Annotated in this window: 20 protein-coding genes; 9 read left to right on the forward strand and 11 right to left on the reverse strand. The window is 68.4% G+C overall.

The window, feature by feature from the left end; genetic code table 11:
- Window positions 1-16 precede the first annotated feature (16 nt).
- On the reverse strand, window positions 17-1282 hold the full coding sequence (locus M1D55_RS00135; protein WP_456280753.1) for a WcaI family glycosyltransferase: 1266 nt from the start codon (window positions 1280-1282) through the stop codon (window positions 17-19).
- Window positions 1283-1310: 28 nt separating this feature from the next.
- Complete coding sequence (locus M1D55_RS00140; protein ID WP_006577970.1) at window positions 1311-2312, reverse strand: GDP-L-fucose synthase family protein; 1002 nt, start codon at window positions 2310-2312, stop codon at window positions 1311-1313.
- A 277-nt stretch (window positions 2313-2589) separates the two neighbouring features.
- Here M1D55_RS00140 and M1D55_RS00145 point away from each other — a divergent pair, with 277 nt between their 5' ends.
- Genes M1D55_RS00145 through M1D55_RS00155 form a run of 3 tightly spaced genes read left to right on the forward strand, consistent with a single transcriptional unit; the run spans window position 2590 to window position 5332 of the window.
- Complete coding sequence (locus M1D55_RS00145; RefSeq protein ID WP_006577969.1) at window positions 2590-3861, forward strand: hypothetical protein; 1272 nt, start codon at window positions 2590-2592, stop codon at window positions 3859-3861.
- Complete coding sequence (locus M1D55_RS00150) at window positions 3858-4661, forward strand: glycosyltransferase family 2 protein (RefSeq protein ID WP_456280754.1); 804 nt, start codon at window positions 3858-3860, stop codon at window positions 4659-4661. Before M1D55_RS00145 ends, M1D55_RS00150 begins: the two co-directional genes overlap by 4 nt.
- A complete protein-coding gene (locus M1D55_RS00155) occupies window positions 4658-5332 on the forward strand; it encodes an acyltransferase (protein WP_006577967.1) in 675 nt (224 codons plus the stop codon). The genes M1D55_RS00150 and M1D55_RS00155 overlap by 4 nt, the downstream gene beginning before the upstream one ends.
- 147 nt (window positions 5333-5479) lie before the next feature.
- Here M1D55_RS00155 and M1D55_RS00160 read toward each other — a convergent pair whose 3' ends face one another.
- The 7 genes from M1D55_RS00160 to M1D55_RS00190 all read right to left on the reverse strand — a co-directional run bounded on the left by M1D55_RS00160 (window position 5480) and on the right by M1D55_RS00190 (window position 12591).
- On the reverse strand, window positions 5480-6772 hold the full coding sequence (locus M1D55_RS00160; RefSeq protein ID WP_006577966.1) for a lipopolysaccharide biosynthesis protein: 1293 nt from the start codon (window positions 6770-6772) through the stop codon (window positions 5480-5482).
- Window positions 6773-6873: 101 nt separating this feature from the next.
- Entirely contained in the window at window positions 6874-8100 is a 1227-nt protein-coding gene (gmd, locus tag M1D55_RS00165; RefSeq protein ID WP_006577965.1) for a GDP-mannose 4,6-dehydratase, read from the reverse strand.
- On the reverse strand, window positions 8087-9511 hold the full coding sequence (locus tag M1D55_RS00170; RefSeq protein ID WP_456280755.1) for a mannose-1-phosphate guanylyltransferase/mannose-6-phosphate isomerase: 1425 nt from the start codon (window positions 9509-9511) through the stop codon (window positions 8087-8089). The genes gmd and M1D55_RS00170 overlap by 14 nt, the downstream gene beginning before the upstream one ends.
- Before the next feature lie 284 nt (window positions 9512-9795).
- Window positions 9796-10125 (reverse strand): hypothetical protein, encoded by a 330-nt coding sequence (locus M1D55_RS00175; RefSeq protein ID WP_232205992.1) that lies wholly within the window; start codon window positions 10123-10125, stop codon window positions 9796-9798.
- A 76-nt stretch (window positions 10126-10201) separates the two neighbouring features.
- A complete protein-coding gene (locus M1D55_RS00180; protein ID WP_023263369.1) occupies window positions 10202-10330 on the reverse strand; it encodes a hypothetical protein in 129 nt (42 codons plus the stop codon).
- Window positions 10331-10885: 555 nt separating this feature from the next.
- Window positions 10886-12142: a cyanate transporter gene (locus M1D55_RS00185; protein ID WP_456280756.1), complete on the reverse strand. Its 1257-nt coding sequence runs from the start codon at window positions 12140-12142 to the stop codon at window positions 10886-10888.
- A gap of 5 nt (window positions 12143-12147) precedes the next feature.
- Window positions 12148-12591, reverse strand: a complete 444-nt coding sequence (locus tag M1D55_RS00190) for a nucleoside deaminase (protein WP_456280757.1) — start codon at window positions 12589-12591, stop codon at window positions 12148-12150.
- A 146-nt stretch (window positions 12592-12737) separates the two neighbouring features.
- Between M1D55_RS00190 and M1D55_RS00195 the strand changes: the two genes are divergently transcribed.
- Window positions 12738-13607 (forward strand): LysR family transcriptional regulator, encoded by an 870-nt coding sequence (locus M1D55_RS00195; protein ID WP_456281340.1) that lies wholly within the window; start codon window positions 12738-12740, stop codon window positions 13605-13607.
- 61 nt (window positions 13608-13668) lie between these two features.
- Here M1D55_RS00195 and M1D55_RS00200 read toward each other — a convergent pair whose 3' ends face one another.
- Window positions 13669-14682 (reverse strand): MBL fold metallo-hydrolase, encoded by a 1014-nt coding sequence (locus M1D55_RS00200; RefSeq protein WP_456280758.1) that lies wholly within the window; start codon window positions 14680-14682, stop codon window positions 13669-13671.
- A gap of 192 nt (window positions 14683-14874) precedes the next feature.
- On the opposite strand from M1D55_RS00200, the gene folE reads away from it, so the two are divergent.
- Together folE and M1D55_RS00210 are read left to right on the forward strand one after the other, a co-directional pair.
- Window positions 14875-15639 carry a GTP cyclohydrolase I gene (gene folE / locus M1D55_RS00205; protein ID WP_456280759.1) on the forward strand — a complete coding sequence of 255 codons (765 nt, stop codon included), beginning with the start codon at window positions 14875-14877 and terminating at the stop codon, window positions 15637-15639.
- A gap of 11 nt (window positions 15640-15650) precedes the next feature.
- Window positions 15651-16094 carry a BLUF domain-containing protein gene (locus M1D55_RS00210; RefSeq protein WP_456280760.1) on the forward strand — a complete coding sequence of 148 codons (444 nt, stop codon included), beginning with the start codon at window positions 15651-15653 and terminating at the stop codon, window positions 16092-16094.
- Between the two features lie 96 nt (window positions 16095-16190).
- Here the strand turns inward: M1D55_RS00210 and M1D55_RS00215 are convergent, their stop codons facing one another.
- Complete coding sequence (locus tag M1D55_RS00215) at window positions 16191-16376, reverse strand: glycine zipper 2TM domain-containing protein (RefSeq protein WP_053823305.1); 186 nt, start codon at window positions 16374-16376, stop codon at window positions 16191-16193.
- 257 nt (window positions 16377-16633) lie between these two features.
- Between M1D55_RS00215 and M1D55_RS00220 the strand changes: the two genes are divergently transcribed.
- The 3 genes from M1D55_RS00220 (at window position 16634) to M1D55_RS00230 (ending at window position 19532) form a co-directional block, all read left to right on the forward strand.
- Window positions 16634-17257, forward strand: a complete 624-nt coding sequence (locus tag M1D55_RS00220; RefSeq protein WP_456280761.1) for a DsbA family protein — start codon at window positions 16634-16636, stop codon at window positions 17255-17257.
- Window positions 17258-17322: 65 nt separating this feature from the next.
- On the forward strand, window positions 17323-17838 hold the full coding sequence (locus M1D55_RS00225; RefSeq protein WP_456280762.1) for a class IV adenylate cyclase: 516 nt from the start codon (window positions 17323-17325) through the stop codon (window positions 17836-17838).
- Between the two features lie 464 nt (window positions 17839-18302).
- Window positions 18303-19532 carry an ABC transporter substrate-binding protein gene (locus M1D55_RS00230; protein WP_006577590.1) on the forward strand — a complete coding sequence of 410 codons (1230 nt, stop codon included), beginning with the start codon at window positions 18303-18305 and terminating at the stop codon, window positions 19530-19532.
- Window positions 19533-19615: the final 83 nt, after the last annotated feature.

Genomic DNA, 19615 nt, shown 5'->3' on the forward strand with positions numbered 1-19615 from the left:
GGCGCAGCCGCGCGATTCATCGTTCGGTGCCGACGCTTGCCGCGGGCACGCTGACCGCCGTGTGCTCGCCGCACAGGGCCTGCATCGCGGCCTCCCAGCGGCCCAGCACCGCGTCGCGGTCCAGATGGCGCTCGGCCCAGGCGCGTCCCGCCGCGCCAAGCGTGTCGCGCGTGGCGGGGTCCGCGGCCAGTTGTTCGATCGCCGCGGCGAGCGCGAGCCCATCGCCGGGCGCCACCACGCGGCCACAGCGCGCCACCAGGCGGGCCAGCTCGGTGCCGGCATGGGCCGTTGCGATGACCGCCCTGCCGCTGGCCAGCATGCCGGCCAGCTTCGACGGCAGCACCAGGTCGGCGGCGTCGGCACGCTGCGGCAGCAGGTGCAGGTCGGCGGCGGCCAGCAGCGCCGGAAAGCGCGAGGCCGGCTGCAGCGGCAGGAAGCGGACCTGCGGCAGCCCGGCGCAGGCCTGCTCGAGCGCGGCGCGCCCGGCGCCGTCACCGCACAGCACGAACCAGATGTCGGGCCGGTCGCGCAGCTGGCGCGCCGCCTGCGCCAATACCTCCAGCCCTTGCTTGTTGCCCATGTTGCCGGAGTACAGCGCCACCGTCGCATCGGCCGGAATGCCGAGCCGGCGCCGATAGAGGCTGCCGCGGCCGGGCCGGATCGCGCGCAGGTCGACCCAGTTCGGCAGCAGTTGCGTGCGTGCCTCCGGCGCGCCCTTGTCGCGCGCCAGCCGCAGCATCGCCTCGGAGATCGTCGACACGCGGTCGAAGGCCGCCATCGCATGGCGTTCCAGCGCACAGGCGAGCTTGCGCAGCAGCGGCTGTTTCAGCAGGCCCAGCGCGAAGGCGGCATCGACCTCGTAGTCCTGCACATGCAGCCAGGTCTTCGCGCCGGTCCAGCGTCCCAGCAGCAGCGCGGCGGGGCTGCACAGCAGCGGCGGCTCGACCACCATCACCACGTCCGGACGCCAGCGCCATTGCGCCAGCAGGCAGGGCAGGCTGCTTGCCGCGAAGCTGGCCAGATGCAGCACCCGCTTCAGGCCCGATGGCCGGCTGGGCACCCACAGCGGCGCGCGCCATACCTGCACGCCGTCGTGCTGCTCCCGCCGGTACTGCCATGCGCGGTAGCCCGCGCCGACGCGCCAGGCCGGATAGTAGGGTGGCGCCGTGATGACGCGCACCTCATGCCCGCGCGCGGCGAACCAGCGTGCCTGCTCGCCGGTGTATTTGCCGATGCCGGTCAGTTCGGGGGAGTAGTTCAGGCAGTACAGGAGGATCTTCATCGGCGCGCGCCGTTCTCGATGCGCGCGATCAGCGCAGCGCCACCAGCCGCGGCTGGCGTCTGGGCGGGCTTTCCAGGCGGCCGCTTTGCAGCGCGTCCCGATAGGCCAGCCGCAGGCCGTCGACCAGCGACACGGTCGGCTTCCAGCCGGTTGCCTCGATCCGGTGCGAGTTCAGCCGCTTGCGCGGCGTGCCGTCGGGTTTGCTGGTGTCGAAGCGGATCGCGCCGCGGAAGCCCACGGTGTCGGCGATCAGCTCGGCCAGCACGCGGATGCTGACCTCGTCGGGGCTGCCGACATTGAAGAAGCCGGGTGCGCCGGCGTGGTTGCGGTATTCCTGCTGCGGCAGCGCCATCAGGTGCACGCAGGCCTGGCCGAGATCGTCGGCGTAGAGGAATTCCCGCAGCGGCGTGCCGGTGCCCCACACCACGACCTCGCTGGCGCCGTTCTGCTTGGCTTCGTGGAAGCGCCGCAGCAGGCCCGGTATCACGTGGCTGTTCTCGGGGTGGTAGTTGTCGCCGGGGCCGTACAGATTGGTCGGCATCGCGCAGCGGAAATCGGTGCCGTATTGCCGGTTGTAGCTCTCGCACAGCTTGATGCCGGCGATCTTGGCGATCGCATACGGCGCGTTGGTCGGCTCCAGCGCGCCGGTCAGCAGCGCCGCCTCGTCGATCGGCTGCGCGGCGAAGGCCGGATAGATGCAGCTCGAACCGAGGAACAGCAGGCGCTTGACGCCGGAGCGCCACGACTCGTGAACGACATTGGCCGCGATCATCAGGTTCTGCTGGATGAACTCGGCCGGATACGTGTTGTTCGCATGGATGCCGCCCACGCGCGCCGCGGCCAGATAGACCTCGTCGATGCGCTGCTCGGCGAAGAACGCGCGTACCTTGGCCTGATCGCACAGGTCCAGTTCGGCATGCGTGCGGGTAATGACGGTGATGTCGCGACGCGTGCCGAGCGCACGCACGATGGCGCCGCCGACCATGCCGCGATGGCCGGCGACGAAGATGCGGTGTGGAGGCTGATTCATGGCTGTGACACTGACTGTGGATCGGCGAAGTGGGCCACCAACGTGGCGGTCGGACGATGGGCGGGCACACCGGGCTGCACCCGGAAGGGCGTGCACTGGACGGACTCTAGCGCGCGCTCCCGCCGCCGACTGTGGGCTTGCGCACATTCGCGCAGGCCGCCTCGAACCGGTGTGCGCCATCGAACGGAAAACATGCTTACCCCCCGGCATCGTGCGGCCATGCGGGTCCATGGCCCGCACGGCATACCCGCTCACCGACTCAGAAGGCGGCCAGACCATGCAAACGACCTCGACCCTGCCGATCGGCGCCCGCACCAGCCACTCGGCCATGCTGCTGTATCTCGGGCTGGGCGCACTGTGCGCGATCAAGGTCAACGTGATCGGCGAAGTGTATGTCGGCGAATTCCTTGCGGCCGCCTACGCGCTGGCGATGCTGTCCACGCTGCGGATCGAGCGCGCCTATGCCTCCTTCCTCGGCCTGACGCTGATGTGGGCCTTCGCGCAGGCGCTGTCGGACCTGTCCAATGGTACGCCGCTGAACTCGTCGATCAAGGGCGTGCTGGCGCCCGGCGTGTTCTTCCTGACGGTGTTCGCCATCGGCACCCACTTCAGCCAGGGCAGCTCGAAGCGGATCTGGTACTTCCTGATCGGCGCCGCGCTCAGCGAAATCGTCAACCTCAGCCGCGCACCCAGCGAAGAGATGCTGTTCAACCCCTGGAAATGGGGCTATGCGATGCCGGTGCTGATGCTGCTGCTGTGCTATCTGTCGATGGCGCGTGCCGGCGCGCTGCGCATCGCGCTGTGCATCATTGCCTATTGCGCGGTATCGGCGGTGTTCGACTTCCGCAGCGCCGCCGGCCTGCCGCTGCTGGCATTGGCGATCTACCTGCTGCGCCGCACCTCGGTAGTCGCTTGGATACGCAGCCTGACCAATACGCGCGGCGGCATTCCGCTGCTGTTCGGCGTGCTGGTGCTGGTGATCGCCTCGCTGAACGCGCTGTTCTCGATGATCTTCGCGCACGCCGGCGAGTTCGGTTTCCTGACGCCCGAAGCGGCGCACAAATACACGGTGCAGGCCACCAGCGACCTGGGCATCCTGTTCGGCGGCCGCTCCGAGATCCTGATCTCGGTACGCGCCTTCCTCGATGCGCCGCTGCTCGGCCACGGTTCGTGGGCGGTCGACCGCAACGGCTACCAGGACGCCTACAGCGTGATGGTCTACCAGATGGGCGCGGCGCTCGACGACAAGATCGTCGTTACCGACGACACGCTGATTCCCGCGCACTCGTTCCTGATGGGCGCGCTGATCTGGAGCGGCATCGTCGGCGGGCTCTACTGGATCTGCATGCTGGCGCGCACGCTGTGGTTGTTCGTGCGCAATATGCCGACGATGCCGATCTTCTTCTATGTCGGCACCGCGCAGTTCGTCTGGGACGTGTTCTTCTCGCCGTTCTCTGCGGACCACCGCTGGGAGTCCGCGATGTTCCTCGGCATGCTGTTCGCCTGGCACCATGCCTCCCGCTATCGCCAGCTGCGGAGCGTGCGATGAAATTCAGCGTGGTCACGGTCTCGTTCAACCAGGCGCGCTATCTCGAGCAGGCGATCCGCTCGGTCACCGGCCAGCGCGGCTGCGAGCTCGAATACATCATGGTGGACCCGGGCTCGACCGACGGCAGCCGCGACATCATCGCGCGCCATGCGGGCTCGATCGACCGCTGCATCCTCGAGCCGGACAACGGCCCCGCCGACGGACTGAACAAGGGCTTCGCCGCGGCGACCGGCGAGATCTTCTGCTACCTGAACTCCGACGACCTGTTCCTGCCCGAGGCGTTCGCCAAGGTGGCCGCGTATTTCCGCCGCTATCCGTCGGCCGACGTGATCTGCGGCAACGGCTACGTGATCGACGGCGAGGGCGCGCTGGTGCGGCGGGTGTACTCCGACCGCTTCGGCCTGCGCCGCGCGGCCTATGGCGCCAGCATCGCGATCCAGCCGTCGACGTTCTTCCGCGCCGAGACCTATCGCGCGGTCGGCGGCTTCAATGTCGAGAACCGCTCGAACTGGGACGGCGAACTGGTGGTCGACATGGCGCTGGCCGGAGCGACCTTCCGCAATGTGCCGGACTTCCTGAGCTGCTACCGCGTCTACGCCGAGTCGATCACCGGCTCGGCCAGGCTCGCCGAGGCGCACCGTCAGTTCGAGCAGCGCATGTTCCGCAAGATTCTTGGGCGCGATCGCCGCCGCTACGACGACCTGGCATCGGCCTGGTATCGCGTGACCAAGCATCTGGCCAATCCGCGCGCGACCTATGAACGGGTGGTGCGCGGCCCCGTGTTCGGGAGGCAGTCATGATCCGGAAAGTGCTGGCGGCCGTCTCGATCGGCCTGCCGTGGCCGCTGCGGCGGCGGCTGCTGAACCGCTTCTGCGGTGCCCGCATCGATCCGAGCGCGCGCATCGGCTGGTCGCTGGTGCTGTGCGACGAGCTCGAGATGGGGCCGCACTCGCATATCGCCCATCTGACGCTGGTCAAGGGTATCCGCCGGCTGAGCCTGGGCGAGCATGCGATTCTCGGCAGCCTGAACTGGGTGTCGGGATTCCCGCAGGGGCTGACCGACTCGCCGCACTTTCGCGACGCTGCCGATCGCGATCCGGCGCTGGTGATCGGGCGGCATGCCGCGATCACCTCGCGCCATATCCTCGATTGCACCGATACGATCACGGTCGGCGCCTATTCGACGGTGGCCGGCTATCGCAGCCAGATCCTGACGCATAGCGTGTCGATCCGCGAATCGCGCCAGCGCTGCGCGCCGGTGACGATCGGCGCCTACTGCTTCGTCGGCACCGGCTCGATCCTGCTGCCCGGCGCGGCGCTGCCCGACTACAGCGTGCTGGCCGCCGGCGCGGTGCTGAACCGCAGCATGGCGGCGCCGCACATGCTGTACGGCGGCTGCCCCGCCAAGGCGGTGCAGGAACTGCCGGAGGACCTGGCGTATTTCCGCCGCGAGGAAGGGTATATCGTCTGAGGCCGCACGGCGTGCGAAGCGGCCCGACGTCGTCCCCGCGAAGGCAGGGATCCAGCGACTTCGGAAGACACCCGCTTCCCGCATGCGCGCGCGGGAATGACGCGTCGCACGGCCGCATGTCACGGCCGGCATGTCACGGCCGGCATGTCACGGCTTCACCAACGCCCCTGCCAACCCATGCCGTGCGAATCCATGGATCTGCGGCAGCAGCACCAGCAGGATCAGCAGCTCGGTGGCCAGCACGCCGAACGACACCGCCGGCTGCCCGAACAGCTTGCCGCCGACCACCGCGATCAGCAGGCCCGCGACATTGGCGCCCAGGTAAACCAGCGACAGCCGCGCATGGTTGTTGGTCGAGGTGACCATCACCGAGGCCGTGTGCCACAGCGAATTGACCACCGCGGCGGCCAGCAGCCAGCTGTAATCCGGATGGATCGGCGCGATCTTGCCGTGCGTCCACAGCTGGCAGATCCATTCGCCGGCGACGTACAGGAAGATGCCGCAGGCGGTGGCAAGGCCGACCGACGCGGTCAGCGCGTGGCGGAACAACGCGCGCAGCGCGGTGGCGTTGCGCTGGCCATAGAGCCGGCCGATCTCCGGCGACAGCGCCTGGCTGATCAGCTGCCCGAGCTGGTAGGGGATGCGCGACAGCGTGCGCATCGCGCTGAAGTACGCCACGAAGGCCGGCCCGAACACGAAGCCCGCGCACAGCACCATGCCCTGCATATTGAGTGCATTGCCGATCGGGAAGGCATTGAGCGCCAGCGCCGGCAGCAGCATCTCGCGCACCTCGGCGCGCGAGAAGGCCGACACGCCGGCGCGCGCCCACGGGGCGAACGCCATCATGCGGCGATACATGACGACCACCAGCAGCACGCGGACGATCGCCAGCAGCGTCAGCAGCAGCAGGAAGCCGCCGTCGAACAGCAGCACGCCGGCCGCCAGCGCGCCGAACTCGAGCAGCCGGAACAGGTTGAACCACATCGTGGCCTCGGCGTAGCGGCCCGCGCTCCAGAACACGCCGTGCGACAGCAACGCCAGCATATAGGTCGAGACCTGGATCGCGATCATCAGCATCGCCAGCACCGCGGCGCCGCCGGCCAGGCCGGTCCAGCCCTGGATCGCGTTGCCGAACGCCGCGCCCAGCAGCATCGACAGGCCCGCCAGCACGGCACCGATCGCCAGCAGCAGCACCAGCGCCGACTGGTAGCAGACCACCGCGGCGCGCTGGTTGCCGGCGGCGATGCTCATGTTGATGCGGTTGACCGCCACGCCGGTGAAGCCCAGGTCGGCCAGCCCCAGATAGACCGGCACCGCGATCACCATCAGCCAGGTGCCATAGCGCTCCGGACCCCATGCCGCCAGGAACATCGGCACGCTGAGCAGCTGGGTCACGATGGTGACCGCCTGGCCCAGCGCGTTCGCGCCGATTCCGCGCAATATCCGCTCCACGCTCGCCTCTTCCGTTTGCGGCCCGGCTGCCGCGGCAGGCCCGGGCCGTCATGCCATGCGCTTATGCGTTCAAACTCGTGTCCACCGCATCATTCGTGATGGTCGTAGGCGCGGAAGCCCGCCAGCTTGCACAGCGCATCGCGCCGCGCCGCCGCGTAGTCGGCGCCGATCATCTCGCGCACCAGTTCGTCGAAGCTGGTGGTCGGCGACCAGCCCAGCCGCTCGCGGGCCCGGCTCGGATCGCCGAGCAGCGTGTCGACCTCGGTCGGGCGGAAGTAGCGCGGATCGACCCGCACGATCACATCGCCGACCTTGCGCCCTGGCGCCAGTTGCTGGCGGCTGTTGTCGATCGCGGCGATCACGCCGATCTCGTCGACGCCGCTGCCCTCGAAGCGCACCGTGATGCCTAGCTCGGCGGCGGCGCGCTGCACGAACTCGCGCACGCTGTGCTGCTCGCCGGTGGCGATGACGAAGTCCTCGGCCTGCTCCTGCTGCAGCATCATCCATTGCATCTGCACGTAGTCGCGCGCATGGCCCCAGTCCCGCAGCGACGACAGGTTGCCCAGATGCAGCGTGTCCTGCAGCCCCAGCGCGATCCGCGCGATGGCGCGCGTGATCTTGCGCGTCACGAAGGTCTCGCCGCGCAGCGGGCTCTCGTGGTTGAACAGGATGCCGTTGCAGGCGTACATCCCATACGCCTCGCGGTAGTTGACCGTGATCCAGTACGCGTAGAGCTTGGCGGCCGCATATGGGCTGCGCGGATAGAACGGCGTCGTTTCCTTCTGCGGAATCTCCTGCACCAGGCCGTACAGCTCGGACGTCGAGGCCTGGTAGAAGCGCGTGGTCTTTTCCAGGCCGAGGATGCGGATCGCCTCCAGCAACCGCAGCGTGCCCAGCGCATCGGTATTCGCCGTGTATTCCGGCTCTTCGAACGACACCTGCACATGGCTCTGCGCGGCCAGGTTGTAGATCTCGTCCGGCTGCGATTGCTGCACCACGCGCACCATGCTGGCGGTATCGGTCATGTCGCCGTGATGCAGGATCAGGCGGCGGTCCGGGGCCTGCGGGTCCTGGTACAGATGGTCGATCCGCTCCGTATTGAACAGCGAGCTGCGCCGCTTGATGCCATGGACCTCGTAGCCCTTGGCCAACAGCAGTTCGCACAGATAGGCGCCGTCCTGCCCGGTAATGCCGGTGATCAGCGCCCGCTTGCGGCGCGAGCCGCCGCCGGCCGTCGCCTCGTCGTGCTGCCGCGGCTGGAGTTCGAGATCGCCGGCCGCCAGCGGGCCGAGCGGTTGCAGGTCAAGTGCGCCCATAAATATCTGCCATCCTGATGATGTCGTCTTCGCCAAGGTACGAGCCGGACTGGATCTCGATCAGTTCGAGCGGGATCCGTCCGGGATTTTCGAGACTGTGGGTTTCGCCGATCGGGATATAGGTGGACTGATCCTCGGTCAGCAGGAATTCGACGTCGCCGCGGCGCACCCGCGCGGTGCCGGACACCACCACCCAGTGCTCGGCGCGGTGGTGATGCTTCTGCAGCGACAGCTTGGCGCCGGGTTTGACGCTGATGCGTTTGACCTGATAGCGCTGGCCGTGGTCGACACTGTCGTACGACCCCCAGGGCCGGTACACCTGCCGATGCTGCGTGGCCTCGGGACGCCCCTGCGCGCGCAGCGCTTCGACCAGTTGCTTGACGTCCTGCGCATGGTCCTTGTGGACGACCAGCACGACGTCGGGCGTTTCCACCACGATCACGCTCTCCAGTCCCGCCACCGCCACCATCCGGTGCGAGGCATGGACCAGGCAATCGCGCGCGCCGTGCGTGACGACATTGCCGACCGCCGCGTTGTTGCCTTCGGACTTGTCGGCGGCCTTCCAGACCGCGTCCCACGAGCCGATATCGCTCCAGTCGGCCGCCAGCGGCGCCATGCGCCCGTCGCGCAGATGCTCCATCACCGCGTAGTCGATCGAATCGGACGGGCACGCGCCGAACGCATCGGCATCGAGCCGGCAGAAGTCCAGATCGGATTTGCCGCGCGCCACGGCCTGTTCGGCGGCGCGCAGGATCTCGGGCGCGAACTGCCGCAGCGCGTCGAGATAGACCGACGCGCGGAACAGGAACATGCCGCTGTTCCAATAGCAGTTGCCCTCGCCGAGAAAGTCGGTCGCCTGCTCCAGCGAAGGCTTCTCGACGAAGCGCTTGACCGTCAACAGGCCGGTGTCATTGGTCGGTACCGCCTTGATATAGCCATAGCCGGTCGCGGGAAAGGTCGGCACCACGCCCAGCGTGGCGATCGCACCGGCGGCCGCGCCTGCGCTGGCCGCCGTCACGGAACGCGCGAAGGCGGCGTGGTCGCGCACCAGATGGTCCGACGGCAGCACCAGCAGGATCGGATCGTCGCCGCCGGCCTGCGCCTTGAGCGCGGCGACCGCGGCGGCCGGCGCCGTGTTGCGCGCATGCGGCTCGAGCAGGATCGCCGCCGGTTCGCAGCCGATCTCGCGCGCCTGTTCGGCGACGACGAAGCGATGCGCTTCATTGCTGACCAGGATCGGCGCGCCGACGCCGTCGATGCCGCGCACGCGCAGCAGCGTGTCCTGCAGCAGGGTATGTTCGCCAAGCAGACGCAGGAACTGCTTCGGATGGCCGTCGCGCGACAGCGGCCATAACCTCGAACCGGTGCCGCCGCACAGCACCACCGGTACGATTCGATTCTCGCTTGCCATGACACCTCCAATCGGCCGCTGCGCGCGGGCCGATGCGATTGGGTGAAACCGTCAGGGCAAGTGTATCGACCGCTGTGCTGCAGCAATGTTTGCTAGGCAACAGAGGTCGACGGTCACCGATTGGCGCCGCAGGTGGCGCGGCGATGACAAAAGGGCCGGCGCAATGGCCGGCCCTCGGTGAGGTGACGTGAGCGGATGCAGGCGGTTCTGGCGCCGGGGCGAAAGCGGGCGGCCAGTGGCTCAACGTGCCTGGATCCCCCCCTTCGCAGGGACGGTGGCGGGATTCACCGCACCCAGTGCCCCGGCCGCATCACCCACCCATGCGGCCCGCGTACCCAGCGCTCGGGCACATAGCGGTAGCCGGGGCGGGCGCGTTCCCAATGGCCCGGTTGCCACACATAGCGCGGACCGGCCGCGCGCCAGTAGCCCGGCACCCACACCTGTCCGCGGCGTGCGGCTCGTGGCGCTTCGTAGCGCGGCGGTGGCGGCGCAACGCGGCGGTAGCCGTGGTCGCGATCGTAGCGATGGCCATCATAGGCCTGGGCGGGCGACACGAATCCGAAGGCCGAGCCGGCGGCGAGGGTGGCGAGCGCGAGAATCAAGGGGCGGGTCATCGGGTACTCCTGCTTCGGGGAACAAGCTTGGGTTTGCTCTGATGCGGTCCGGCCGGTCGGCGCGACCGCATTTCAATCAATAACGGTGATGGCGATGGTGATGCCCGTGTCCGTGTCCATGCGGCACGACGATGCAGGCGGACAGCATGGCGGCGGTGGCGGACAGCAGCACGAGAATCGACAGCGTTCGTTTGGTTCGTTTCATCTTTGGCTCCTTGTCGGGGCGCGTTGAACATGGCTGCAATGTAGCGGCGCGCACGCCGCGGCGGCCGTTGCACTTGTAAGGCCCTCTCACAGCGCAATCGGACGGCCATGACCTCACCGGTCAAACGTGCCGATCGGCGTATCTCCTTGCGAGGCAAGGCTTTTTTGGCGGGATGAGGACGTGCGGAAACGGCGCGGCGCATGGCGCGCCGCATTCCGCACGTAATGCGGCGTTACATCGGAAATGAATGCGGGCAGCGAACAGCGATTGCGCCAGGGAGAGCGCGTGCCGATCAGCGAGAGCTGTGGATCAACAGACGATCGGCAGAGACCGTTGGCCTACGCAGAAACGGGTACGGACGGCGTCAGCATCGCGGCCACAGTACGCAGAAATTGGTACGCCACTAGAGGTTGGGGATGACGCATGCATGTCTGGACGGTCGGGATGTGAGATCCGTAAATCGAGGCCGATCGAGACCGTGACGCGCAAAGTCGACGGGAGGAAAAGTGCATGGCGAGGCGAAGACCGAGGCCTTCGCCTTCGCAGGGCAGGCCGTCAGGCCCGGCTCGGCATTGCCACCAGATACCGGCGCGGATCGAAGCGCGTGGTGGCGAGCATCACCAGCACCACCGCGGCGAGGTGGTACCACCAGGCCGCGGCGAAGCTGCCGGTGGCGTCGTGCAGCACCGCCGCCAGCCACGGGGCGCAGCCGGCCAGCAGGAAGCCGCCGCCCTGCATCAATGCGCCGAGCGCGGCGGCGTCCTCGGGGCGGGGCAGGTGGTCCAGCGCGACCACCAGATAGAGCGAGAAGCAGCCGCCGAGACCGGCGCCGCCGATCACCGCCCATGCAAGCGGCGCGAGGTCCGGCCATCCGGCCAGGCCGGCGAAGCCGATCGCCTGCAGGGCGAGCGCCAGCGCCAGCCAGGCGCGGCGATCGGGACTGCGGGCCGCCAGTGTCGGCAGCGCCAGCGCAGCAACGGCCTGCGCCACCGACATCACTGCAATCAGGCCGCCCGAGGCCGGACCGCTCCAGCCGCGCTCCTGGTAATAGGCGGCGAGCCACGCGATCAGCGAGGCATAGCCGCCGTTCATCACGCCGAACGAAGCCATCAGCAGCCAGGTGCGTGGGCGTCCGAGCAGGCGCAGCACCGGAATCGTGGTGGGGCGGCTCGCGGCGGCCTTCGCATGCGGGACGCCGTTGGCAAGGACCGCCCGCTCGACGGCTGCATCCCGCGGCAGCGCGCGCCACGCCAGCAGCCACCCCGCCCATGCCGGCAGCGCCCACACCGCCAGCCCCGCATGCCAGCTGCCGCTCAGGCCGGCGATCCATGGGGTCAGCTGCGCGCCGAGCGCGCCGCCCGCCATCAACGCGGCCGAATAGAGACCCATCACCATCGCCATCCGCCCCGGAAACTGCCGCTTGACGATGGCGGGCAGCGCCGCCTGCGCCGCCGCCGTGCCGAGGCCGCACAGTGCCGCGGTCGCGATCAGCGCCGTGCCGCCGGGCCACGCGAGCCGCAACAGCGAGCCGATACCGACCAGCGCCAGCGCGAGCAGCACCGCGCGCCGTTCGCCCAGCCATCGGCGCATCGCCGGGGCGAGGCAGGCGCCGACGCCGATCAGCACCATCGGCAGCAGCGTCAGCCACGCCATGCCGCGGTAGTCCAGGCCGGTGCTGTTGCGGATGACCGGCGCCAATGGGCCAATGCCGGTCAGGAAGGGACGCAGGTTCAGGCCGGCCAGCACGATCGCGGCCAGCGCCCAGCCCGGCGCGCCGATGCCGCGCCGGCCGGTGGAGACTTCAACTGCCATGAAGATCAACGGCCATAGACGGCATCGGCGCTGATTCCCACATCGAGCCGGATCAGCGGCAGCGGCGCCGGATCGAGCGTCAGCCGCAGCGCCTGGTAGGTGGCCTCGCTGGACAGGCCATACGGCGCCGCGTCGTTGTTGTCGAAGGCGTAGTAGACCTCCTGCACGCCGCTGATCAGCAGCGCGGCCAGGCACATCGGGCAGGGATGGCCGCTGGCATAGACCGCGCAGCCGCGCAGGTCAGGGCTTTGCAAGCGCCGACTGGCGGCGCGGATCGCCTCCATCTCGGCATGGCTGGTCGGATCGTGGCTCTGGACGATGCCGTTGACGCCGGTGGCGATCAGCTGACCGTCGCGTGCCAGTACGGCGCCGAAGGGCCGGCCGCCGCGCGCGCGGTTGGCCTGCGCCAGATGCACGGCCTCGCGCAGCAGGGATTCGTGGTTCGACATGGGATGCCTCGCGGAAAAAGAGCCTGCGGGTAGAGGAGCAGACTGTACGCGCGCGCTTGGCAATTGGGAAATTAAATGATGGAATGCGCTGCAGTGAGAAATCAAATAACGCGCTGTTGCCCGCGTCCACGACACCTTTGAACGACATCCTCGATCCGCAACTGCTGCGCAGCTTCGTCGCCGTGGCCGACAGCGGCAGCTTTACCCGCGCGGCAGAGCGCGTCCACCTGACCCAGTCGACCGTGAGCCAGCAATTGCGCCGGCTCGAGGAGCAATGCGGCTGCGTGCTGCTGGACAGGGGCGGCCGCTATGTCACGCCGACCCCGGAAGGCGAACGCCTGCTCGGCTATGCGCGGCGGATCCTGCAGCTGTCGGGCGAGGCTGTCGCGATAATCCGCGACAGCGCGGTGCAGGGCGAAATCCGGCTCGGCGTGCCGGAAGACTTCGCGGCGCAGACGCTGACGCCGGTGCTGGCCGCTTTCGCCGACGCGTGGTCCGGCGTGCGGCTCGAGGTCACCAGCGGCCTGAGCCACGAACTGTGGCAGGGCTTCCAGGAGGGCGATTTCGACCTGGCGCTGATCAAGCAGCGCGAGGGCAGCGCGGCAGGGCTGGCGAACTGGCCCGAGCCGCTGTGCTGGATCGACAGCCGGCGGCGCCCTGCGTTCGAGCGCGATCCGGTGCCGCTGGCCGTCTTTCCCGGTGGCGCACTGTATCGCGGCGAGATGACGCATGCGCTCGAGGCGAGCGGCCGGCGCTGGCGCATCGGCTTCGTCAGCGCCAGTCTCGCTAGCCTGAGCTCGGCGGTGGCGGACGGCCTGGGCATCAGCCTGTTGCCGCGCCGCGTGGTCACGCGCGCGCATCGGGTGCTGGGCGAGCCGGCGCTGATCGGCGCGGTGCCGCCGGTCGAGCTGAGCCTGCATGTCAGGCCGGAACCGTCGGCGCCCTCGCGGGACATGGCGGCGCGCCTGCAGGCGATGTGCGATGCCGTGATGCGGCGCGACCAGCGGCGGGGGTAGTGGGCCAATCGCGGCCCGTAGCGGCCAGTAGCGGCCCTGTAGTGGCGCGGACTCGCGGCGCTCAGCGGTCCGGGCGGATCGGACCGAACTCCACCGGCACCCAGGTATAGCCGTTGCCGTCGGCCCGCACATGGCCGATGCCGGGGAACGGCAGGTGCATGCCCGCGACCCACAGCTTGTTGCGCGCGGCGTCGTTGAACAGGCGTTTGCGCGTGCGCACCGCCGCGCGGCTGTCCACGTCGAACTCGATCGCCACGTCCGGCCGGCGGAACTGGACCGCATGGCTGTGCACGATGTCGCCCCAGACCAGCAGGTTCTGCGCCTTGCCGTTCTTCTCCGAGCGCACCAGATAGCCGGTATGGCCGGGAGTGTGGCCATACGCGGCCACCGCGGCGATGCCCGGCAACAGTTCGTCGCCGGCCTTGAAGGTACGGAAGCGCCCGCCCGCCTGATAGGGGGCGACCGAATCGCGCGCCAGCTTGAAGAAGGGCTGGGCATCGGCCGGCGCCTTGTCGGCGACCTCCTGCGACAGCCAGTAGTCGGCGTCGATCTGCGACGCGTAGACGGTGGCCGTCGGGAACACCGGCTTGCCGTCGACCGCAAGGCCGCAGGCGTGGTCGCCGTGCAGATGGGTCAACAGCACCGTGTCGACCTGCATCGGGTCGTAGCCGGCTGCGCGAACGTTGTCGACGATCTTGCCCAGCGCGGGGCCGAAGCAGGCGCCGGCGCCGGTGTCGATCAGCACCAGGTTCTTGCCGGTGTGGATCAGGAATCCGTTGACCGCGGTCTGCACGCCGGGGGTCGACTCCACGAACATGCGCGCCAGCAGGGTTTGCACCTCGCGGGCGCTGGTGTTGCGCAGCAGCTTGGGGTCCAGATCGATATAGCCGTCGTACAGCGCGGTGATCTCGAACTCCCCGAGCATCATCCGGTAATAGCCGGGCACCTGGCTCTGCTGCTGCGCGGGCACGCCTTGCGCGTGGGCCGGCGCGCCGGCCAGCGCGGCGCACGCCAGCGCGGCGGCGAGCGCGATGGGAAGAACACGGCGCGGGAGGGCAATACGGGACGGGCTCATGCGGCGCTCCATGGGCGTACGGTGACCGTGAGGACGGGTGAACGGGAAAGGCGGAACAATGCAGCAAGAATCGTCCCGCTAATGTAGCACTCGTCACATTTTCTTGCAGCGAGTGTGGCCGAGGCGACTCGCTTGCCGACGCTGTGCCGTCCCCCTATAGTCGGGCCAATGTCCTTCAACTCGGGAAACGGCATGACCAACAGCGATTCCGCTCCGAAACGGCAAGGGGCCGACCTCTCGACGCCCAGCACGGCCGACTCGCGCGGCCACGTCGTCGAGCCGCCGGTGTCGGAGCGCATCCGCGCGCGGCTGATCGCCGCGCGCCAGCGCTTTCACGCCAACGACAATATCTCGCGCTTCATCGAGCCCGGCGAACTCGACCAGCTGTCGAAGGAGGTCGAAAACCGGCTGGCCGACGTGCTGCGCAGCCTCGTGATCGATATCGACAACGATCACAACACGCACGAAACCGCGCGCCGCGTCGCCAAGATGTACCTGAAGGAAATCTTCGCCGGCCGCTATGTGCATGCGCCGAGCGTGACGGAATTCCCGAATGTCGAGCAGCTCAGCGAACTGATGATCGTCGGCCCGATCCGCGTGCGCAGCGCGTGTTCGCACCATCTGTGCCCGATCATCGGCAAGCTGTGGGTCGGCGTCATGCCCAACCAGCATTCGAACCTGATCGGCCTGTCCAAGTATGCGCGGCTGGCCGAATGGATCATGTGCCGTCCGCAGATCCAGGAAGAGGCGGTCAGCCAGATGGCGGACCTGCTGCAGCAGAAGATGAATCCGGACGGCCTGGCCATCGTGATGGAGGCAGAGCACTTCTGCATGCACTGGCGCGGCGTGCGCGATACCGACGCCAAGATGACCAACAGCGTGATGCGCGGCTCCTTCCTGAAGAACGACAGCCTGCGCCGCGAATTCCTGACCCTGCTCAATCTGAACCGCGGCTGAAGGAGGCCACCATGCTAGTTCGTCTGCTTTACGCGAGCCGCGCCCGCCAGCCCGCCGACGAGGATCTGGTCGACACCATCGTCGCCACCAGCATCGAGCGCAATCCGCCGCAAGGCATCACCGGCGTGCTGTGCTACGGCAACGGCGTGTTCCTGCAGGCGCTGGAAGGCGCCCGCGCCGAGGTATCGGCCCTCTATCACCGGATCGCAAAGGACCCGCGGCACGAGGACGTCGTGCTGCTGCACTACGAGGAAATCGGGGAGCGGCAATTTGCCGGCTGGGCGATGGGGCTGGTCGACACCTGCCGCATCAATACCGCCACGCTGCTGAAGTACTTCCCGCGGGCGGAGTTCGATCCGTACCGCACAAGCGGCCGCGCCTCGCTGGCACTGCTCGGCGAGCTGATCGCCGGCAATGCCGTGGTGGCGCGCAGTGCGGAGCGGACACGCTATTGAGTTGCTGAGGACGACGTCGTCCCCGCGAAGGCGGGGACCCAGCGGCGGTCAGAGGCGCCGGATTCCCGCATGCGCGGCAACGACAGACCGGGCCCGTCAGTCCTTGCCGAGCTCGTGGCCGATATAGCCGCCGACTGCCGCCCCGCCGATCGTGCCCCAGGGGCTGCCATCGGACACTTCGTGACCGATCGCACCGCCGGCAACCGCGCCGCCCAGCGTACAGCCCTGCATCGAGATGGTCATCGCGCCCGCCGCAACGAGCGTTGCTATCAGCTTCCACATGATGATCTCCTGAGCGGCGTGGTTGCCGCCTGATGCGTCCAGCTTAGGCCCGCCCGAGGCGCCGTCGATTCGGCCCGGGACTGAATTGCCTGTAGGAAAGGGACGACACCTGGTGCGGCGAGCGTGTCACAGTCTGGGTGCTCGCTGTGCGGTGCCGCATGCCACATGGGCATGCTGGCCATGCCGAGGCCGCGCTTGAGCGCCGCCGGATCCGTGGGCGATCATCGTGGCGTCGTTGCAGCCAACGAGGAGAGACGATGCACCCGGCACCCCCGCCCACGCTGGAGTTCTGGTTCGAGTTCGGCAGCAACTACAGCTACCTGAGCGCGATGCGGATCGAGCCGCTGGCGGCCCGGCACGGCGTCACGCTGGCGTGGAAGCCGTTTCTGCTCGGCCCGGTGTTCTCCGCCCTGGGTTGGCAGGGCTCGCCGTTCGTGGTGCAGCGCGCCAAGGGCGCCTACGCGATGATCGATACCGCCCGCCAGTGCGCCAAATACGGCCTGCCATGGCGGCAGCCGAGCCAGTTCCCGCGCCGCGCGCTGCTGCCGATGCGCGTGGCGCTGCTGGGTGCCGGCGAACCGTGGATCGGGGCCTATTGCCGCCGCATCATGCGGATGAACTTCGCTGAGGACCGCGATATCGACAACGCGGACGCGGTCGGCGAGGCGCTGGCCGAACTCGGCCTGCCGGCCGACGCGCTGCTGTCCGCCGCGGTGCTGCGGCAGAACAAGGAGGCGCTGCGCGCGCAGACCGACCGGGCCCTGCACCGCGGCGTCTTCGGCGCGCCGACCTTCTTCGTCGGCGAGCAGATGTTCTGGGGCAACGACCGGCTGGAGGACGCGCTGGCGTTCGCCATCGAACAGCAGGCGGTAACAGGATAAGGAGGATAAGGGCCTGACGGCATGCGGCGGGGGCGCGCAGGCACGCGTGCTACCATCGTCGCCCCATGCCGACCAATATCGAAATCAAGGCCCGCGTCGACGACCGCGACGCCCTGGCGCCCCTCGCGGCCGAACTGGCCGACCACGGTCCCGAACTGCTGCAGCAGGACGACACCTTCTTCCATTGCGGCAACGGCCGTCTCAAGCTGCGCGCGTTCCCCTCGGGCTGCGGCGAGCTGATCTTCTACCGTCGCGCCGACGACAGCGGTCCCAAGCCAAGCCACTACCAGATCGTGCCGACCGCCGAGCCGGACCGGCTGCGCGCCGCGCTGGCGGCCGCCTACGGTGAGGCCGGACGCGTGCGCAAGGCCCGCATCCTGTACCTGGTCGGCCGCACCCGTGTGCATCTGGACCGGGTCGAGGGACTGGGCGACTTCCTCGAACTGGAGGTGGTGCTGCGCGACGGCGAAGCGGCCGAGCAGGGCGTGGCCGAGGCGCATGCGCTGCTCGGCAAGCTTGGCGTCGATGCCGGCCAGCTCGTGCCGACGGCCTATGTCGATCTGCTGCGAGCGCGCGGCTGATGCCCTCCGGCTTTTCGCGGAGGACTTAATTCACCGCGCTGTTTTCCGGCGGGCCAGCCTCGCTTCAGCCGGTGCCATTCCCGTGAACACCCTGATTTCCACTTGCCTTGATGTAGTACATACTGAACGTCCATTCGGTAAACACTACATCAATGGCGCCGCCGCGCGGGTCCGTCCGACAGCGCACTGCCGGCCGGCCGGCGGGCGCGAAGCCGATTGACGTGGCATGCTTGTACGGATTGGCGGAGTCTGCCGCTGGCCCGTTCCTTGCGTCAACCGGTCCGCCGCAGTTGATGTAGTGAATCCTGAATGAAAACAGTGCGCGGCGCACCGTCCGGGCGGGCCTGCCGCACCAGCGCTGTGCCGGCCGGGAGCCGGCGTGCCAGGCTGTTGCAACGTCCGTTTCACCGTCGATCCAACGTCCATCCCGCCTACCGGCGACCCGCTTCAGCAAAGGAAGAACGATGCCCAACCGAATCCGCCCCCAACGACGACTGCGCCGCGCCACCGCCGCCGTGGCAGTCACCGTGTCGGCGCTGCTCGGCAGCGCCGCGGCGCTGGCGCAGAACACCATCAAGATCGGCGAGATCAACAGCTACAAGGCGCAGCCGGCGTTCCTCGAGCCGTACAAGCGCGGCTGGGAGATGGCGGTCGAGGAGGTCAATGCGGCGGGAGGCGTGCTCGGCAAGAAGCTGGAAGTGGTCTCGCGCGACGATAACGGCAACCCGGGCGACTCGGTGCGCGTCGCGGAAGAACTGGTGGCGCGCGAGCGCGTCGCGCTGCTGTTCGGCGGCTTCCTGTCGAATACCGGCCTCGCGTTGACCGACTATGCCAAGCAGCGGCGCGTGTTCTTCCTGGCCGCCGAGCCGCTGACGGACAAGATCGTCTGGCAGAACGGCAACCAGTACACCTACCGGCTGCGTCCGTCGACCTATATGCAGGTCGCGATGCTGGTGCCCGAGGCGGCCAAGCTGAAGAAGAAGCGCTGGGCCATCGTCTATCCCAACTATGAGTACGGCCAGTCGGCGGTCGCCACTTTCAAGAAGCTGCTGAAGCAGGCCCAGCCGGATGTCGAGTTCGTCGCCGAGCAGGCGCCGCCGCTGGGCAAGGTCGACGCCGGCTCGGTGGTGCAGGCGCTGGCGGACGCCAAGCCCGATGCGATCTTCAACGTGCTGTTCGCCGCCGACCTCGGCAAGTTCGTGCGCGAAGGCAATACGCGCGGCCTGTTCGAGGGCCGCGAGGTGGTGTCGCTGCTGACCGGCGAGCCGGAATACCTCGATCCGTTGCGCAGCGAGGCGCCGAAGAACTGGATCGTGACCGGCTATCCGTGGTACGCGATCGATACGCCCGAGAACAAGAAGTTCGTCGAGGCCTATCGCAAGAAATTCAACGACACGCCGCGCGTCGGCTCGGTGGTCGGCTACGCCGCGGTCAAATCGATCGCGGCCGGGCTGCAGAAGGCCGGCACCGCCGACAGCGACAAGCTCGCGGCCGCGTTCTCGGGCCTGCGCGTCGACACGCCGATGGGGCAGATCGTCTACCGCCCGCAGGACCATCAATCGACGATGGGCGCCTATGTCGGGCGCACCGGCGTGCGCGACGGCAAGGGCGTGATGACCTCGTTCGTCTACGTCGACGGCGCCAAGGTCCAGCCCACCGACGCCGAAGTGAAGGCGATGCGGCCGGCGAAATAAGCAAGATGCAATCAGGCGGATGCACTAGGCCGATGCACTAGGCGGATGCAACAAGGCCGGCGCGTCCCGGCTGGAGTCGACAC

It is taken from the genome of Cupriavidus sp. JZ107 (genome assembly GCF_053903255.1).

What these genes read in the sequence shown, in the direction of transcription:
- M1D55_RS00135 (WP_456280753.1), bottom strand. Translation starts at nt 1,282, where the DNA reads ATGAAGATCCTCCTGTACTGCCTGAACTACTCCCCCGAACTGACCGGC.
- M1D55_RS00140 (WP_006577970.1), bottom strand. Translation starts at nt 2,312, where the DNA reads ATGAATCAGCCTCCACACCGCATCTTCGTCGCCGGCCATCGCGGCATG.
- M1D55_RS00145 (WP_006577969.1), top strand. Translation starts at nt 2,590, where the DNA reads ATGCAAACGACCTCGACCCTGCCGATCGGCGCCCGCACCAGCCACTCG.
- M1D55_RS00150 (WP_456280754.1), top strand. Translation starts at nt 3,858, where the DNA reads ATGAAATTCAGCGTGGTCACGGTCTCGTTCAACCAGGCGCGCTATCTC.
- M1D55_RS00155 (WP_006577967.1), top strand. Translation starts at nt 4,658, where the DNA reads ATGATCCGGAAAGTGCTGGCGGCCGTCTCGATCGGCCTGCCGTGGCCG.
- gmd (WP_006577965.1), bottom strand. Translation starts at nt 8,100, where the DNA reads ATGGGCGCACTTGACCTGCAACCGCTCGGCCCGCTGGCGGCCGGCGAT.
- M1D55_RS00170 (WP_456280755.1), bottom strand. Translation starts at nt 9,511, where the DNA reads ATGGCAAGCGAGAATCGAATCGTACCGGTGGTGCTGTGCGGCGGCACC.
- M1D55_RS00175 (WP_232205992.1), bottom strand. Translation starts at nt 10,125, where the DNA reads ATGACCCGCCCCTTGATTCTCGCGCTCGCCACCCTCGCCGCCGGCTCG.
- M1D55_RS00180 (WP_023263369.1), bottom strand. Translation starts at nt 10,330, where the DNA reads ATGAAACGAACCAAACGAACGCTGTCGATTCTCGTGCTGCTGTCCGCC.
- M1D55_RS00185 (WP_456280756.1), bottom strand. Translation starts at nt 12,142, where the DNA reads ATGGCAGTTGAAGTCTCCACCGGCCGGCGCGGCATCGGCGCGCCGGGC.
- M1D55_RS00190 (WP_456280757.1), bottom strand. Translation starts at nt 12,591, where the DNA reads ATGTCGAACCACGAATCCCTGCTGCGCGAGGCCGTGCATCTGGCGCAG.
- M1D55_RS00200 (WP_456280758.1), bottom strand. Translation starts at nt 14,682, where the DNA reads ATGAGCCCGTCCCGTATTGCCCTCCCGCGCCGTGTTCTTCCCATCGCG.
- folE (WP_456280759.1), top strand. Translation starts at nt 14,875, where the DNA reads ATGACCAACAGCGATTCCGCTCCGAAACGGCAAGGGGCCGACCTCTCG.
- M1D55_RS00210 (WP_456280760.1), top strand. Translation starts at nt 15,651, where the DNA reads ATGCTAGTTCGTCTGCTTTACGCGAGCCGCGCCCGCCAGCCCGCCGAC.
- M1D55_RS00215 (WP_053823305.1), bottom strand. Translation starts at nt 16,376, where the DNA reads ATGTGGAAGCTGATAGCAACGCTCGTTGCGGCGGGCGCGATGACCATC.
- M1D55_RS00220 (WP_456280761.1), top strand. Translation starts at nt 16,634, where the DNA reads ATGCACCCGGCACCCCCGCCCACGCTGGAGTTCTGGTTCGAGTTCGGC.
- M1D55_RS00225 (WP_456280762.1), top strand. Translation starts at nt 17,323, where the DNA reads ATGCCGACCAATATCGAAATCAAGGCCCGCGTCGACGACCGCGACGCC.
- M1D55_RS00230 (WP_006577590.1), top strand. Translation starts at nt 18,303, where the DNA reads ATGCCCAACCGAATCCGCCCCCAACGACGACTGCGCCGCGCCACCGCC.